This is a genomic window from Komarekiella delphini-convector SJRDD-AB1 (genome assembly GCF_014831675.1).
Lineage (GTDB): Bacteria > Cyanobacteriota > Cyanobacteriia > Cyanobacteriales > Nostocaceae > Komarekiella.
In genome coordinates, this window is sequence record NZ_VJXY01000064.1 from 1 (window position 1) to 16,477 (window position 16,477).

Genomic DNA, 16,477 nt, shown 5'->3' on the forward strand with positions numbered 1-16,477 from the left:
TCCGGCTTTACCAACATGCTGTTGTCCCTTTTGTCTTTCGACTCCAGGTAAGTTGGTTGACTTAAAGACATTCTTCTTAGTCTTTTCCAACTTAGTTGGGGATACCGCGTTAACTGTCACGGCGCACGTATTCCACGATGAAAGCATCTAGGAGGATATCGACACGCTGTTGACCCCGTTCAACAGGTTTTCCCCCAACCCGCAGCACTGCTTGTTTCATTTGTTCTTCACTCACTTCTGGAATGTCAGAAAGATCAATGTCCTCATCTTGCATTGCATCAATCCTCTGCCAATCAGTTTGAGAGGCTTTGAAAAAAAATGATTTGCTCACGTTTAGTTCCCTCCCTCATCGAAATTACACGAATTTCATCCCCAACTTCTGTATGGGCAATCACTACCACTCGCCTACGTAATAGTTCCAGTGTAATAAAGCGCTGTTCTCCATAAGCATAGCGCTCATCTTCAAACGTGAATGTTACACCTTCAAAAACCTGGGAAGCATCCACGAAATCAAACCCGTGTTTGCCCAAATTTAATTGCCGCTTATTTTCATCCCAAGTGAACCGCATCAGCCAATTATATTTAGAACCACAGATAATACAATTCCTAATTTCTATTAAGAAAGTAAAATTTAATTTGGCAAGCCAGATTAAATATGTAGCCTTCTTTTTAAGAATTGATATTATTAATCGGTATTTATCTGTGGTTCCATTTTCATCCAATAGATTTTTGCAAGAGATTTAGTAAATGCCTGATTATTTAAAGCGATCGCTTCCTTAAAATTGCTGTAAAAACCGCAAATCACTAGTGTATAAGCGGCGAATATCATCAATTTGATGTAACACCATTGCAAAGCGTTCTACACCAAAACCGGCGGCAAATCCGGTATAAACTTCTGGGTCGTAACCTACAGATTTAAGTACATTTGGATCGACCATACCGCAGCCCATCACTTCCAGCCAGCGACCATTCCACTGCAAATCTACCTCAGCGGAGGGTTCTGTAAACGGGAAATAACTGGCGCGGAAGCGAATAGGCAAATCACCAAATATTGCCTGTAAAAATACCTTAATTGTGCCCTTGAGGTCTGTAAAAGTTAATCCCTCGTCAATTGCTAAAAGTTCTATTTGATGGAAAACCGCCGAGTGAGTGGCGTCTACATTATCTCGCCGATAAACTCGCCCTGGAGCGACAACCCGGATGGGTGGGTCCTCTCTTTCCATGTAACGAATTTGTACTGACGAGGTATGAGTACGTAGGAGATTACCATCTGGCAGGTAGAAAGTATCCTGCATATCACGGGCGGGGTGGTCAGGTGGGGTATTGAGAGCCTCGAAATTATAATAATCTGTTTCCATCTCTGGGCCTTGAGCCACCGTATAGCCCATACCGACAAAGATATCTAGCGCCCGGTCAATAATGCCATTGAGGGGATGGATGCGACCTTGAGGGCGGTAAATACCTGGCATAGTCACATCTAAAGTTTCAGCTTCTAGCTGTGCTTCGATTTGCGCGGCTTCTAGAGCGGCGCGTTGCTGGTCTAAACTAGTTTGCAGGGACTCTTTGACTGTATTGGCGATCGCTCCAATTTTCGGTCGTTCTTCTGCACTCATTTGCCCCATACTTCGCAACAGTGCCCCTAGTTGCCCCTTTTTACCCAGATAGCTAACTCTAAGTTCTTCTAGGCGTTCTAAGGTATCGGCGGCTGCGATCGCTTTTTCTCCTTCTTGCCGCAGTGCTAAAAGTTGAGCCTCTAAATTGCTAGTCATTGGTTAATTAGTCATTAGTCATTAGTCATTAGTCTATAGTCCAAAGCTCAAGACTGCTCAACAAATCGCCTGAGCATTGTGCCATTGCTGAAATCAAAGGTAAGGGTCGAAGCTAGACTTATGTTTACTAGTTTAGAGTTAATTGAATGTATATATATTTTTTGTTCTAAACTTGTGACCCTTGACATTGACAAATGACCAATGACCAATCACAAAGAAAGAAGTCTGTAACAAGATCCCGCAGGGAACGCCCAAAGGCGAACTGGCAAACAGAACTTCAAAGACAAATGATCAATACTTCTCTACGAAAGGCCGCCCTAAGCGTAGTTATGCCGCAGGCTTTACGGCTCCTTTCGGCTCCTCTCAAGGCAAGCCACTCAGTACAAGTGACTAATGACTAATGACTATGAAATTACTGATTAGCAATGATGATGGTATTTCTGCCCTAGGTATTCGTACTCTAGCTAACTGCTTGGCAGAAGCAGGTCATGATGTAAACGTAGTTTGCCCAGACAGGGAGCGATCGGCAACTGGACATGGACTAACCATGCACCAGCCCATCCGTGCCGAAATTGTCGATGCACTTTTTCATCCCGCTGTCAATGCCTGGGCTTGTGATGGCACTCCTTCAGATTGTGTGAAATTGGCACTGTGGGCTTTGCTAGAGTCTCCCCCCGACTTGGTTCTGTCTGGCATTAATCAAGGTGCGAATTTGGGAACGGAAATTCTTTATTCCGGTACAGTTTCCGCGGCCATGGAAGGTCTAATTGAAGGCATTCCCAGTGTGGCGCTGAGTCTTACCAGTCACACCTCTAAAGACTTTCAACCTGCTGCTAATTTTGCCAGAATTTTAGTGGAGCAATTAGCACAAAAGCCAATACCCGATTTGATGTTGCTCAACGTTAATATTCCTGCTGTTAAGTGGGAAGAAATTGCCGGAGTCACTCTTACCCGTCAGGGAGTGCGGCGCTACATTGATGTATTTGATAAGCGAGTCGATCCCCGTGGAAAAACGTACTACTGGTTAACCGGAGAAGTAATTGAAGATGTGGAGCCTCCATCAGGGTTGAACTTGCCTCAAAACATACCCCTGGATGTACATGTTATCCGCAAAAACCACATCAGTATAACGCCCTTACAATACAATCTCACTTATGCAACCGGACTGGATAAATTATCTCAGTGGGAATTTAGGCTTCCCTGAATCATTTTATTCACGGCTAGCTATTTGAAGTTAGGCAAATGCATTACAGAAAAATGTAGGCTATAAAGTAGGAGCACTCTTGAGATAACTAATATACATACGCAGCCATAACTTGAAACTTGTGCTTTGTAGTACCTTATCCACTTCACAAAATCAGTCGTAAACAGAGTATGCTGTTTTACCAATAAATCACCTTCTGCTAAAAGCAGTGAGACAGCATAAACTTAGACAAAACAAGTGACAATTTTTTCGATTTATCGCCCGCTCAGTCCAGCAAGCCAACACCCATGTCTAGGATAGAGAAACAATTTACTGTGCAATTTTGGGGCGTTCGCGGCAGCATCCCCAGTCCAGGGCCACACACCGTCCGTTATGGCGGTAATACCCCTTGCGTTGAGATGCAAGTGGGCGGTAAACGCTTAATCTTCGATGGTGGTACAGGACTGCATGTTTTGGGGCAATCTTTGTTGCGCCAAATGCCTACAGAAGCTCATATATTTTTCACCCATTCGCATTGGGATCACATGCAGGGTTTTCCCTTTTTCAGTCCAGGATTTGTCAAAGGGAATAACTTTCATATTTATGGCGCGATCGCTCCCGATGGTTCCACCATAGAACAGCGGTTGAATGACCAAATGCTCCACCCGAATTTTCCTGTACCCTTGCAGATTATGCAAGCCAATTTAAACTTCCATGACATTCAATCAGGGCAACCAATATACATTGATGACATTACCGTAGAAACATCACCTTTAAACCATCCGGGTGAAGCTGTAGGATACCGAGTCAACTGGCTTGGTGGCGCTGCTGTTTACATTACTGATACTGAACATTATCCTGACCGACTAGATGAAAATGTACTGTGGTTATCTCGTAATGCCGACATTTTGATCTACGATTCCACCTATACTGATGACGAATATCATTGCCCAAAATCTCCAAAAATTGGCTGGGGACATTCTACTTGGCAAGAAGCTGTAAAAGTAGCACAAGCAGCTAACGTCAAAACTTTAGTGATTTATCATCACGACCCTGCACACAATGACGATTTTTTAGATTGTGTAGGAGAACAAGCAGCGGCGAAATTTTCTGGGGCAATTATGGCACGTGAAGGAATGGTACTCCAGGTTCCCGTCTCAGCTACCTTATCAGAATCTTTTCCTGTCAGCAAGTTTTCCGCCTAAAGGTTGCAGTCGAAGCAATTGTAGATTTTAGATTAGATTGGTGATCAAGAGCTTTCAGCACGAGAGCGTACCTGTTGGGTACACGACAAAAATCGGAGGACACGTTTTGTAGGTTGATAAACACAGCACAAATGCCCAAAAATGCCTTTTCTTAGGGCTGTAGGGTACTGCGTCGCAGCCTCAGTACGAAACTAGAGCCTTTTTAGCTCCAGTGTGTGGGTTTCCCTAGAATCAGCAATTAGCAGCCAAGCTAATTGCATAAGACCTGATCTTGGGCTTTTACTAGGCTCGGCTTTTGGCTGATAGTACTACAGACCTCATCGACAGTTTCAAAGTCTGTCCTCCCCAAGGCGGTTTACCATAGAGTAGCTTCCTGCTGATAGCTAAAATAAACCTAAAATCCAGAATCCACGTGCTAAATCTGTCTCAAAATGGGTGTTCTGTGTGGGTTGCTTCTTCGACCGAACTGGCTCTAACACCAACCGCTGTTGCTCTTGGCAAGTTTGACGGTGTCCATCTTGGTCATCAAAGAGTAATTCAACCAGTTTTACAGCAAGCAAGGAGACAAGAGGAAGGGGGAGAGGAGAGGCGGAGAGAGGGAGAGAGGGAGATTGGAAAAGAAAGGAATTCTTCATCTTTCCCGCCATCCTCTCATCCCCCCATTCCCTCCTCTTCTGCACCCCTAGCATCACCAAACGAACGTGTATACTCGACAGTTGTCACCTTTCATCCCCATCCACAGGAGTTTTTTACGGGACAACCCCGGACTTTGTTAACGCCACTGGATGAAAAAGTCGAACAATTGCGATCGCTTGGGGTAGAACAACTGGTACTGCTGCCTTTTGACAAAGAATTATCTGCTTTAACTCCCGAAGAGTTCGTAGAAAAAATTCTCGTGCAACAACTGCGATGTCAGCGAATTAGTATCGGAGAAGATTTTTGTTTTGGTGAAAAACGCAGTGGTACAGCTAAAGATTTGCAATTACTCGCTGCCAAGTACGGTATTCCAGTTACTATCGTTCCCTTGCAAAGTTATACAGGTGTATCCCCACAAAGCAGTGATGTTAATATTGCTCAAACACAGCAAGCGCGTATTAGCACTTCACTAATCCGCCAAACACTTGAGCGCGGCGACATTGAAAACGCAAATCTATTGCTAGGACGCCCTTACACCCTAATCGGTGTTGTTGTTCAAGGTCAACAACTGGGTAGAACTATCGGCTTTCCCACCGCCAACCTCCAACTCCCAAAAGAAAAGTTTTTGCCTCGCCAAGGGGTTTATGCTGTCCGCGTTTTCAATTTCGGTGAGCCACCAAATGCTAGTCCGATCTTGGGTGTAATGAATATCGGCAACCGCCCAACTGTAAATGGTACTTATTCATCTGCGGAAGTACATTTGTTTGAGTGGTCTGGTGACTTATATGGCAAAAAGCTGGTCGTGCAACTGGCAAAATTTTTACGACCTGAGCAAAAATTTCCTTCTCTAGAAGCCTTGAAAACACAAATTCAACTTGATTGCATTGCTGCTAGAGAAGTTTTAACAGTAAACAGTAAACAGTAAACGGTAAACATAATTGGGTTTAAGGGGAACCACTAAGGGGGCGAGTACTTCCAACTGAAAACTAATAACCCAAAACCGATTAGTTCCAGGCGCTATCAGTCGGGTTTAAATCCCCCAACTGTTTACTGTTTACTGTTCACTGTTCACTGATTTAAGTGCTGAGTGCTGAGTTTTGAGGTGCTGAGTGGGAACAATAAATCGGGCATGGGGGAGGCAGTGCGGTCTTGGGGTTTCCCCAGGTGGAGCAACTGCCGTCATAGGGCATAGTCAAAAATCACTGACAATCCCCCTTCCCCAGTCCCCATTGCCCCTTATCCCCAGAGGGGGCCTCGAGTTCCCCAGTCCCCAATCGCACAGTGCATGAGAGAAAAAATTGACGCTTTAACACAAAATCTGGCTCGTACTATTGTTGGCAAAAGCGAGGCCATACGCTTAGTGCTAGTCGCTCTATTAGGCGGTGGTCATGCCCTATTAGAAGATGTTCCTGGAGTTGGCAAAACCCTGCTCGCTAAATCCCTGGCTCGCTCTGTGGATGGCAAATTTCAACGGCTACAATGCACCCCGGATTTGCTGCCAACTGATATTACTGGTACTAACATTTGGAACCCAAAAAGTGGCGAATTTACTTTTCTTCCTGGGCCAATATTTGCCAATGTGTTGCTAGCTGACGAAATCAACCGTGCTACACCCCGCACTCAGTCAGCTTTGCTGGAAGTAATGGAAGAGTATCAGGTAACGGTTGATGGTGTTTCTCGTGCAGTTCCCCAGCCCTTCTTTGTCATTGCCACTCAAAACCCCATTGAGTATCAAGGTACTTTTCCTCTGCCAGAAGCGCAAATGGATCGATTCATGTTGTCGTTAAGTTTGGGCTATCCTTCTGAAGCAGAAGAACTCCAAATGCTGCAAAGCCTTCAAAAGGGTGTTAAGGTTGCTGATTTACAACCTTGTATTACTTTGGCAGAAGTACAAGAATTACGTGACATCTGTTCTCAGGTAAGAGTCGCAGCCTCCTTGCAACAGTACATCCTCGAATTGGTGAGGGCAACACGGCAAGATGAGGAAATCGCCCTTGGGGTCAGTCCGCGCGGCACAGTCGGATTGCAACGGGCTACCCAAGCGCTAGCTTTTTTATTAGGACGTGATTACGCCATTCCCGATGATGTAAAATTTCTTGCTCCTCACGTTCTTTGCCATCGAATTATCCCTAGGGGAGGACGCAGTTCTAGAACCGTTGTTGAGCGATTATTGCGATCGCTTCCCATACCTTAATCTAAGAATTAATCATTTTGTCCGCAATTGCGATAGCGCAGCGTCTCCTATAAAGGAACAAGCGTCACTGCGAATTGCGAATTGTTCGGTAACAATTAATTAATGACTAATGATCCATTTGCACAACTTGTAGGGCAACGGCAAGCTATAGAATTACTCACTCAGGCTGTTAGACAGAACCGGGTTGCCCCAGCTTACCTATTTGTGGGGCCAGATGGTGTAGGACGGAGTTTAGCGGCACGATGTTTTATAGAGTTGCTATTTTCTAGTTTTGTAAAGACACAAGTAATTACGTCTTTACGAAATCGTTTGCGTCAAGGCAATCACCCAGCTTTATTATGGGTGCAACCAACGTACCAATACCAAGGGCAAAGACTGACAGCAGCCGAAGCCGCAGAAAAAGGGCTGAAGCGCAAAGCACCGCCTGTAATTCGACTAGAGCAAGTTCGTGAAATTACCCAATTTTTGAGTCGTCCGCCGTTGGAAGCACCGAGAAATTTAGTAGTGCTGGAGGAAGCTCAAACAATGGCGGAAGCAGCAGCAAATGCCTTGCTAAAGACTTTAGAAGAACCAGGACAGGCAACGTTGATTTTAATTGCACCTACGCCTGAGTCTGTGTTGCCAACTTTGGTGTCACGTTGTCAACGCATCCCTTTTTATAGCTTAGATACACAGTCTTTAACTCAGGTACTCACTCAAACGGGTCATCAGGAACTTTTGCAGCATCAGACAGTTTTGAGCTTAGCATCTGGCAGTCCTGGAAGTGCGATCGCATCTTACGAGCAATTACAAGCCATTCCCCCGGAATTACTTCAAAACCTCACAAAAGCGCCTTCATCCTACCGTAATGCTTTGGAGTTAGCTAAGAAAATTGATCACGATTTAGATACAGAGGCACAACTATGGTTAGTCGATTATCTCCAACAGTATTACTGGCAACAATGGCATCAGCCCAAGATTATCAATCAATTAGAACAAGCTCGTAAATATCTACTTTTTTACGCCCAGCCACGACTAGTTTGGGAATGTACTCTAATATCATTGTGTCAAATTAATTACTAATTCGTATAATCTAGGACTTACGCACAGGTGACGGAAAAACGTAGACGCGGAGCGGCTTGCCGCAGGCTACCGCAGAGAGAAGTTTGAGCGGCGGCTTCCGCCGCTCAAAACTTCGGTGGGCGCAGGGGTCACGGAGGAATGAGAGTTTGAGAGGGTTTTTGCGTAAGTCCTATAATCTTTGTTGTGCTAAAGATGGGGTGATAATGAACCACGTTCGCGCAGCGTTTTGCAGAGAAAACACGAAGACACGAAAAAACAAAGAAAAGACAGAGGGATTTAAAGTTAGTCTCAGCAAGGATTGAAGCTTAAGCGTTTCAAAAACAATTGTCATAGAATCAAACTTCTTACCTCACCTCAAGGGAGGTATTTTTTGATAGATAGTATGCTCAATAATTTATATCTAAAGAAGGAATTAATCGGCATCTGAATAGCGAGAATGAAGGTAGTTTTACCAAAGCCTTGTCTGGGCTGGTAAGTTAATTATTCTGTTACTACTGGTACTGAATTCACCTCCGTCTGTGGCGGGGGTCTTTTACTATGAAAAAACATGTTGCTAAGATGTTTCATCAACAAAAAATACTATCATCAGGAGCAATTTTATTTGCCTTTACTGCTACTTCTATCTCAGCAGTCTCTTTGATTATTCTGCCTGCATTTGCCCAATCATCAGGTGTTAGTACTTCTTTTCCGGTTCCGCAATCTGTTCCTAGCGGTACAGCAGTGCAGATAAATGGCACAACTAGCATGGAAAAGATTAATCAAGCACTAGCGGAGCGATTTGAAGCTAAGTTTCCCGGTACAGACGTTAAGACAGCATACGATGGAACAGATGCAGCTTTAAAAGCATTGCCGAATGGAAAGATTGATTTGGCTGCAATTGGGCGATCGCTAACTGAAGAAGAGAAAGCACGAGGGCTTGTAAGCACTCCCGTAACCCGTAATAAGATTGCTGTAATTCTTGGAAGGGATAATCCGTATAAGAATAGCCTGACTTCTGAACAGTTCGCCAGAATCTTTCGGGGGGAAATTACTAACTGGTCACAAGTTGGCGGTTCTCCCCAAGCAATTCGTTTGATTGATCGCCCAGAAAATAGTGATTTGCGGCGATCATTTCAGAATTATCCAGTTTTTAAGACGGCTGCATTTAAAACGGGTGCAAATACCGTTAAATCAGAAGATAGCACTGAAGCAGTTATTAATAAACTAGGAACGGATGGCATTGGATATGCGATCGCAGATCAAGTAATTAACAATCCTAATGTGCAAATTGTCCCGCTACACAACGTTCTTCCAACAGATCCCCGTTATCCATTCTCTCAGCCTTTGGGATATGCTCACCAAAGACCGATTACAAATCCGACAGCACAAGCATTTTTAGGCTACGCAACTGCTCCTGAGAATCAGCAAATCGTGGAAGAAGCTAGGGTTGCAAATGCTATCGCCACTCCTGCTGCTGTATCTATTCCTACAACAACAGCAACTAGATCTAGGGATGAATTCCCTTGGTGGATATTATTATTACTTCCTTTACTAGGTGGATTATTGTGGTGGTTGTTGAGTCGGCGCACGCATACCACTAATTCCGCCCCTGCTCCCGTTGCAGCACCCGTACCTCTTCCTGTCCGACGAACTCCAGAGAGTCGGATCATCCTCACACCCAGAAATTGCCGGGATGCTTATGCTTATTGGGAAGTTCCAGATGAGGTGAGACAAGACTTACAACGGCTAGGTGGACGTAATTTGAAAGTACGTCTTTACGATGTCACCGATATTGATATGGATCGTCAAACGCCGCACAGCATGAAGGAGTTTGATTGTGATGAACAGGCGCAAGATATTCACATTCCCATCGCATTAGACAATCGTGATTATATTGCTGAGCTTGGTTATATGACTAATAGCGATCGCTGGGTAGAAATTGCTCGTTCGTCTCATGTGCGTGTTCCCGCCTGCGAACCTGTTGGCACTATCCCTCTGGCAACTGCTGGAGTCACAACAGGTGTTGCTGCTAATTCTTTAGTGAGTGATCGCCCTAGAATCACAAAAGATGAAAGTCGTTTAATACTAGTACCTCGCGACTCCAGAGATGTTTATGCTTACTGGGAAGTTCCTGAAGCACAAAAGGCAGAACTGCAACGGCAAGGTGGACGCAAGCTGGCGCTTCGGGTTTACAACACTACAGGTATTGATCAGCAACGGCTACCTGCTCGCAATTTTCGCCAGTTTGACTGTGATGAATCAACACCCGATTTACATATCCCCATTGCTGAAGGCGATCGCGATTATGTCGCAGAATTAGGCTACGTCACTGACGATGGTCGTTGGTTAGAACTTACTCGTTCAACGCCTACAAAAGTTTCATCTACTTTCTCAGTGGACAATGCAGCCAGACCCTCATCTAATACGGGAACCGTGTTTGAGCGGAGTGACAATGTATCCAATGTAGCAAATAAAGCCAATGCTGCAATTGCCGGAAGCACAGCAGTAGCAGGAATGGCAGCGGCCCGGTCATTAGGGGATAGAGAACAGCCTTATCCTGATGAGAATGTCTCACGACATGCTACTGCCCGTCTACACACAACTGATGCAGTGATGAAAAGCGATTGCCGGATTATTCTGGTACCTCGCAACTTTCAGGATGCTTATGCCTATTGGGAAATTTCAGATGAATACAAAGCATATGTACGGCGTCAAGGCGGACGCAGGTTTATGCTACGAATTCATGATGTGACGAATCTTGATATCAACAATCAGTTGCCGCACAGCACCCAAGAATATGTATGTGATGAGCATGACCAAGACAAACATGTGGCAATTCCCATGAGCGATCGCGATTACATTGCAGAAGTGGGTTACTACACAGATGACAATCGCTGGCTGAGCATTATTCGCTCCTTTCACGTTCATGTGCCATCAGATGGGGTAATTCGTAATTCGTAATTATGCCGTTTTGCACCATTTATAATGAGCATCTTTGCTTAGACAACCACTAGAATCCACGTCAATTTATTGCGGGGAGTGTCAAAAACTATTCCATCATGCAGTTTATCAATTTAGATTGAGGACATTAATTATGGGACTTTTCTTTGATGTTTTGAGTGCAATTAACAATCCCAATCAACAGGGAAGTGTTACCCAGTTAGAGTCAATCACAAATTCAATTCAGCAACTAATAGTCAGTCGAGGAATTCAACCATCTCAAGTACAAAATGTCATGTCAGTTTTGGGTAATGCGCTTCGTCCCGTGCTCAAGCAACAGCAATCAGCCCTTGGTAGCAATCAATTCCAGAATCTCATTGGTCAAGTTGCGGGTAGTGGCATGGGTGCATCTAGCTTGCAATTGCTGACACCTCAGTTACAGCAGCAAATTGTGCAAACTGTTTCTCAAAGAACCGGGCTGAGTCCGAATGTGATTCAAGCGGCTTTGCCAGCACTAACTTCAGGAGTTTTAGCCCTGCTGAATATGGGTTCTACGAAACCTGGTACTCTTGGTTCAAATCCACTGTTGAATAGTTTTCTGGATAGCGATCGCGATGGCAATACAGACATGGGTGATGTTCTGAAATTTGCCAATCGTTTTCTTAATCCACACGCTACATAATTATTGGATTGAATTTTTTTCAAATACTATTAACGCTCCTTACTCTTTTCGTTTAAAGAAGATAATTTAATCCGCCGATTTTCACGTGGTAGTGGTACTAAAACTGGGGCTTGACTTTGAGGATTGCTTTGTTTAAAGCTTTCCACTACCTTAGAGATTTGTGCAATTGTCGGTGCTTCAAATACGTTACGCAAAGGTAACTCTATATGCAAGGCATCGCGCACTCTAGAAACAAGCTGAGTTGCTAATAATGAATGACCGCCTAATTCAAAGAAATTGTCATAAATTCCTACCTGCTTAACCCCCAAAACCTCAGCAAAAATTTTCACTAACACTTGTTCAACAGGAGTGCGAGGTGCGATGTAATTTTCAGAGAATTGAGGCTTAGTTGCAAAATGTAATGCTCTTAAGGCGCGGCGATTGACTTTACCATTAGCTGTTAGAGGTAAAGACTCCAATACTACAAAAGCTGATGGCATCATGTACTCAGGCAGTTTTTGTGCTATGTAAGTCTGCAACTGCGGCACTAATTTACGCGCAGCTTTGGCTTGTAGGGGATTATTGGCGTAAGATTGCCAGGCACGAGAGTGAGTTGTGCTATGTGGAAAAATAGTTCTCTTAGCTATTCCATCTTGTCTTACAAAAACCACATCATAGTGTCCTTGAATACTTGAATCTGACCAGGTAATATCAACTCCGTAAGGTACATCCAATGTATAAAAATCTTCTGGCTCTACTCCTAACTTTTCGAGTTCTTGCAAAGCTTTACGCATTTGACCTACAGTTTTAAAACCTTCTACATCTGATAGCCATTCTGCTGTTTTAACTGCTGCCATCACCCGCGCATTAGATACATTATTAATGCATAATACTTCTGGTTTATTATCAATCAAGAACTGACGCACTGCTGACACTGTTAAATTATCTTCAGACCAGTTCAATACTGAAGGTTTTCCAGTATTATTAGTAGTTTCATCACCAATATGAAGAGTCACATTGTATCGAAATTGAGTTAATTCATTGCGATCGCGTCCCCGCAGCAGTTGAATTTGTACATGGCTAATCTGGGGAAAGTATTGCTTTATTGCACTAAAAAAATCTGGGTGAATCACCAACTCTGTTTCTTGGAAAATTTCCATTTGAACCCGTTGCTGTAACTCAGAGCGGGTAAGGGAAGGTTCAGCTTGCTCCAGTTGCACTGATGCATGGAAAGCTTGCAATAGTGGCAAACTACGCACATCTCCTATGAAGATAAAGCCGCCGGTAGCAGTTGCCTTCACAGCACCTTCTAATACACGAATTAGATAATCAATAGTAGGAAAATATTGTACAACTGAGTTCAGAATGACTGCATCAAAAGCTGCTGTTTCTACTTTCTCGAAGTCAGTAGCCATTTGCTGATACAGTGTAACTTGGGGCATTTCTTGCTTTTCTAACTGCTGCTGGATGTAGTTAAGTGAAACTGGGGAAAAGTCTGTTCCAAAATATTTAGTACAATGAGGTGCAATCCTGAATAGAATTAAACCTGTTCCACAACCAATTTCTAATACTCGTTTGGGTTGCAAAGCCAAAATTTGCGCTACTTGGTTATTCACCCACTCATGCATCTGTTCTGCTGGAATTGGCTGATTTGTGTAACTACTATTCCAACCGATAAAATTGGATGTTAGATCGGAATCAACAGCAGGTTGATTATAAGTTTCGTTGTAGAGCATCTGCCATTGCAAAACCTGCTCATTCTGCAATTGTATTAATTGCACATTCTCCTGCTGACTGCTGTATTCAGATTTCGCTACCACATAAGCTACTATAGACTTTTCCTGTTCATCTTCACGAATTATTACTACAGTTTGCTGTACTACTGGATGCTGAGTCAGCACTGCTTCAATTTCGCCCAACTCAATGCGGTAGCCACGAATTTTTACTTGCTCGTCGAGGCGACCTAAAAATTCAATGTTGCCATCTACTCGATAGCGGACTAAATCACCTGTTTGATAAATTCGTGCTTTTAACTTATTATTAAAACAATGATATATGAAGCATTCAGCAGTTAAATCAGCACGGTTTAAATAACCTCGCGCTAATCCATCACCGCTTATATATAACTCTCCTGAAATGCCAATAGGTACAGGTTGTAAATATTTATCTAATATATAAACTTGGGTATTGGCGATCGCACGACCAATTGCGGGTGCTAAATCATCTTTATTCTTAACAGAAATATGACCTGAAGTTGTCACAACTGTATTTTCAGTTGGGCCATAATTATTAATTACCTGAAAAGGATGAGAAGCTAAAGGATATTGATTTAGTTTCTCTCCACCTATAAGTAATATTCGTAAAGCTGCGTCTTGAGGAAAATCTAATAATAAAAACTTCTCTGCTAGAGGTGTTGGTAAAAAGGAAATTGTTATTTTTTGTGAGATTAAGAAATTTTGAAGATGCTCAGGCGATCGCCTGATTTCATCATCTACAATATAAATACTTGCTCCAGCACTAAGATAAGGCCAAATTTCCCAGCCACAAGCATCAAATGCAATCCCAGCTACCTGCGTTACTCGGTCAATAGGTGAAACCGCAAAAGCTTTTTGATGCCAAAAAACGAGATTTAATAATCCTCTATGTTCAATTTGTACGCCTTTAGGCTTTCCTGTTGAGCCAGAGGTATAAATGACATAAGCAAGGTTGCCTGCTGCAACTTCACTAGGAAGATTATCTTCAATTTCTTGAGCAATAATTTCACAATCCTTATCTAAACAGATTATCTTTGAATTCTTCTTATCCAAACGTTCAAGCCATTGCTCGTGAGTTAATAAAACTGTGACTTGAGCATCTTTGAGCATAAAATTCAAACGTTCAGATGGATAGCTGGGATCTAGAGGTACATAAACTCCACCTACTTTCAGGATGCCCAACATCCCAATTACCATATCAAAAGAGCGTTCTACACAAAGTCCTACTAAAACTTCAGTTTTAACTCCTAATTTTTTGAGATAATGTGCAAGTTGGTTACTGCGTATATTTAACTCTTTGTAGCTAAATTGCTCATCACCAAATATTAGTGCAGTTGCATCAGGATTCTGCTCTGCAATGCTCTCAAATAACTGATGGATACACTTATTTTGAGGATAATCTAACTGAGTGTTATTCCATTCAAATAATAAATTATGTAGCTCAGATTCGCTTAAAAGCTGTAATTGTGCAACTCGTTGTTCTGGATTTGCGACTATACCCTCAAGTAATGTTTGGAAGTGTCTTAACATTCTAGTGATAGTAGCGTCATCAAATAAATCAGTACTGTAAATTACAAAACCACTAATTCCTTCTGAGCTATCTACCCATAATCCATTTTGGGTGTTTGGCTCCCACAGATGGAACTCCAAATCAAAACGTGTTGTTCCCGTATCAAATGGTAGCGGACTTAAAGTTAAACCAGTCAACTCTAATGCTGACATAGGTGCATTTTGCAGAGCAAATACCACTTGAAATAGCGGGTTCTGATTCAAATTACGCTCTGGATGCAGTTCCTCTACGAGTTTTTCAAAAGGCAAATCTTGATGGCTGTATGCTCCCAAAGCTACTTCTTTAACTTGACTCAACAATTCTCGAAAACTTGGGTTTCCACTTAAGTCGGTACGCAGTACTAAACTATTGACAAAAAAACCAATTAATCCCTCAATCTCACTACGGTTGCGATTGGCAATAGGTGAACCAATAGCAATATCTTCTTGTTGTGTGTAGCGGTAAAGTAAAACTTTAAATGCTGCTAGTAGGGTTATAAACAAAGTTACCCCTTCTTGCTGTCCGAGAGTTAAAAGTGCTTCGCTCAAACTTTTTGATAATTGCAGAGGTTGCCTTGCACCCTGATAAGTTTGAACGGCTGGTCTTGGCCTGTCGGTTGGCAGATTTAATATAGAAATTTCGTCTAATTGCTTCTGCCAGTAAGCGAGTTGTTTTTCTAATACTTCCCCTTGCAACCATTGGCGTTGCCAATATGCAAAGTCTGCATATTGGATTGCAAGGTTTGCTAGAGGACAAGGCTGATTGTTAGCAAAGGCTGTGTAGAGTGCTGCTATTTCTTGAATCAGTACTCCAATAGACCAACCATCAGAGATAACGTGGTGCATATTCAGCAGCAGGATGTATTGTGTTTCATCCAACCGTAGTAGTTTGACTCGTAGCAACGAATCAGTTGATAAATTGAAAGGACGTTGAGCTTCTTGGATAGCGAATTGTCTTGCTTGTATTTCTCGTTCGGTTTGTGGCAGTTGCCGTAAATCTACTACTGGTAACGATATTGTTAGCGTAGGATTAATTACCTGAACTGGTTGCCCTGACTTGATAACAAAAGTAGTGCGTAAAGCTTCGTGTCGTCGCACAATTTCGTTAAAAGTTTGCTCAAGCGCGGCTAAATTTAGTGAACCTGTTAAATGTAGTGCTACTGGAATATTATAGAAAGGATTATTAGGCATTAATTGGTCAAGAAACCACAGCCGTTGTTGAGCAAAGGAGAGGGGAAGATTTCCTGATCGCGAAATAGGTACGATAGGTCTAAAGCTGTGGTTATTAGTACGATTAGTTGCTTTTAAAAATTCAATAATTTCTGCTTTACGCTCTTGGATTTCTGCACGTAGTTCTGCTGTAATAATTCCTTCAGGCGCGTTACAACGAAACCTTTCACTATCAATAAAAATTTGAATATCTAAGCTGCGAAGATAAGATAAAAACTCAACCGTATTCAAAATTATACCCCTTCGCAACAGTTATTACTTATTAGTTATTAACTAACCCAGCCTTTTTATCACACTTACAACACTGTATAAATCA

At 42.8% G+C, this 16,477-nt stretch carries 11 protein-coding genes; 7 read left to right on the top strand and 4 right to left on the bottom strand.

Going from position 1 to position 16,477, the window contains the following annotated elements; all coding sequences use genetic code 11:
- Positions 1-109: 109 nt before the first annotated feature.
- Genes FNW02_RS32690 through pheS form a run of 3 tightly spaced genes read right to left on the bottom strand, consistent with a single transcriptional unit; the run spans position 110 to position 1,769 of the window.
- A complete protein-coding gene (locus tag FNW02_RS32690; protein ID WP_225226079.1) occupies positions 110-331 on the bottom strand; it encodes a hypothetical protein in 222 nt (73 codons plus the stop codon).
- The gene (locus FNW02_RS39165) at positions 294-722 is read right to left on the bottom strand and encodes a BrnT family toxin (protein ID WP_225226074.1); all 429 of its coding nucleotides are present in this window, start codon (positions 720-722) and stop codon (positions 294-296) included. Before FNW02_RS39165 ends, FNW02_RS32690 begins: the two co-directional genes overlap by 38 nt.
- 54 nt (positions 723-776) lie before the next feature.
- Complete coding sequence (gene pheS / locus FNW02_RS32700; protein WP_191761626.1) at positions 777-1,769, bottom strand: phenylalanine--tRNA ligase subunit alpha; 993 nt, start codon at positions 1,767-1,769, stop codon at positions 777-779.
- 406 nt (positions 1,770-2,175) lie between these two features.
- Between pheS and surE the strand changes: the two genes are divergently transcribed.
- From surE to FNW02_RS32735, 7 genes are all read left to right on the top strand, one after another.
- Entirely contained in the window at positions 2,176-2,973 is a 798-nt protein-coding gene (surE, locus tag FNW02_RS32705) for a 5'/3'-nucleotidase SurE (RefSeq protein ID WP_191761652.1), read from the top strand.
- A gap of 287 nt (positions 2,974-3,260) precedes the next feature.
- Complete coding sequence (locus FNW02_RS32710) at positions 3,261-4,157, top strand: MBL fold metallo-hydrolase (protein ID WP_191761627.1); 897 nt, start codon at positions 3,261-3,263, stop codon at positions 4,155-4,157.
- A gap of 412 nt (positions 4,158-4,569) precedes the next feature.
- On the top strand, positions 4,570-5,718 hold the full coding sequence (locus tag FNW02_RS32715; RefSeq protein ID WP_191761629.1) for a bifunctional riboflavin kinase/FAD synthetase: 1,149 nt from the start codon (positions 4,570-4,572) through the stop codon (positions 5,716-5,718).
- 360 nt (positions 5,719-6,078) lie between these two features.
- Positions 6,079-6,987: an AAA family ATPase gene (locus FNW02_RS32720; RefSeq protein ID WP_191761631.1), complete on the top strand. Its 909-nt coding sequence runs from the start codon at positions 6,079-6,081 to the stop codon at positions 6,985-6,987.
- 102 nt (positions 6,988-7,089) lie between these two features.
- A complete protein-coding gene (locus tag FNW02_RS32725) occupies positions 7,090-8,049 on the top strand; it encodes a DNA polymerase III subunit delta' (protein ID WP_191761632.1) in 960 nt (319 codons plus the stop codon).
- 537 nt (positions 8,050-8,586) lie between these two features.
- Positions 8,587-10,989 (top strand): DUF4912 domain-containing protein, encoded by a 2,403-nt coding sequence (locus FNW02_RS32730; RefSeq protein ID WP_225226075.1) that lies wholly within the window; start codon positions 8,587-8,589, stop codon positions 10,987-10,989.
- A 133-nt stretch (positions 10,990-11,122) separates the two neighbouring features.
- A complete protein-coding gene (locus tag FNW02_RS32735; protein WP_191761633.1) occupies positions 11,123-11,650 on the top strand; it encodes a DUF937 domain-containing protein in 528 nt (175 codons plus the stop codon).
- A 29-nt stretch (positions 11,651-11,679) separates the two neighbouring features.
- Here the strand turns inward: FNW02_RS32735 and FNW02_RS32740 are convergent, their stop codons facing one another.
- Positions 11,680-16,392, bottom strand: coding sequence for a non-ribosomal peptide synthetase (locus tag FNW02_RS32740; protein ID WP_191761635.1), 4,713 nt, complete (start codon positions 16,390-16,392; stop codon positions 11,680-11,682).
- Positions 16,393-16,477: the final 85 nt, after the last annotated feature.

Bases quoted from the DNA above. Each gene is read 5' to 3' on its own strand.
- pheS (WP_191761626.1), bottom strand. From the start codon at position 1,769: ATGACTAGCAATTTAGAGGCTCAACTTTTAGCACTGCGGCAAGAAGGA.
- surE (WP_191761652.1), top strand. From the start codon at position 2,176: ATGAAATTACTGATTAGCAATGATGATGGTATTTCTGCCCTAGGTATT.
- FNW02_RS32710 (WP_191761627.1), top strand. From the start codon at position 3,261: ATGTCTAGGATAGAGAAACAATTTACTGTGCAATTTTGGGGCGTTCGC.
- FNW02_RS32720 (WP_191761631.1), top strand. From the start codon at position 6,079: ATGAGAGAAAAAATTGACGCTTTAACACAAAATCTGGCTCGTACTATT.
- FNW02_RS32725 (WP_191761632.1), top strand. From the start codon at position 7,090: ATGACTAATGATCCATTTGCACAACTTGTAGGGCAACGGCAAGCTATA.
- FNW02_RS32730 (WP_225226075.1), top strand. From the start codon at position 8,587: ATGAAAAAACATGTTGCTAAGATGTTTCATCAACAAAAAATACTATCA.
- FNW02_RS32735 (WP_191761633.1), top strand. From the start codon at position 11,123: ATGGGACTTTTCTTTGATGTTTTGAGTGCAATTAACAATCCCAATCAA.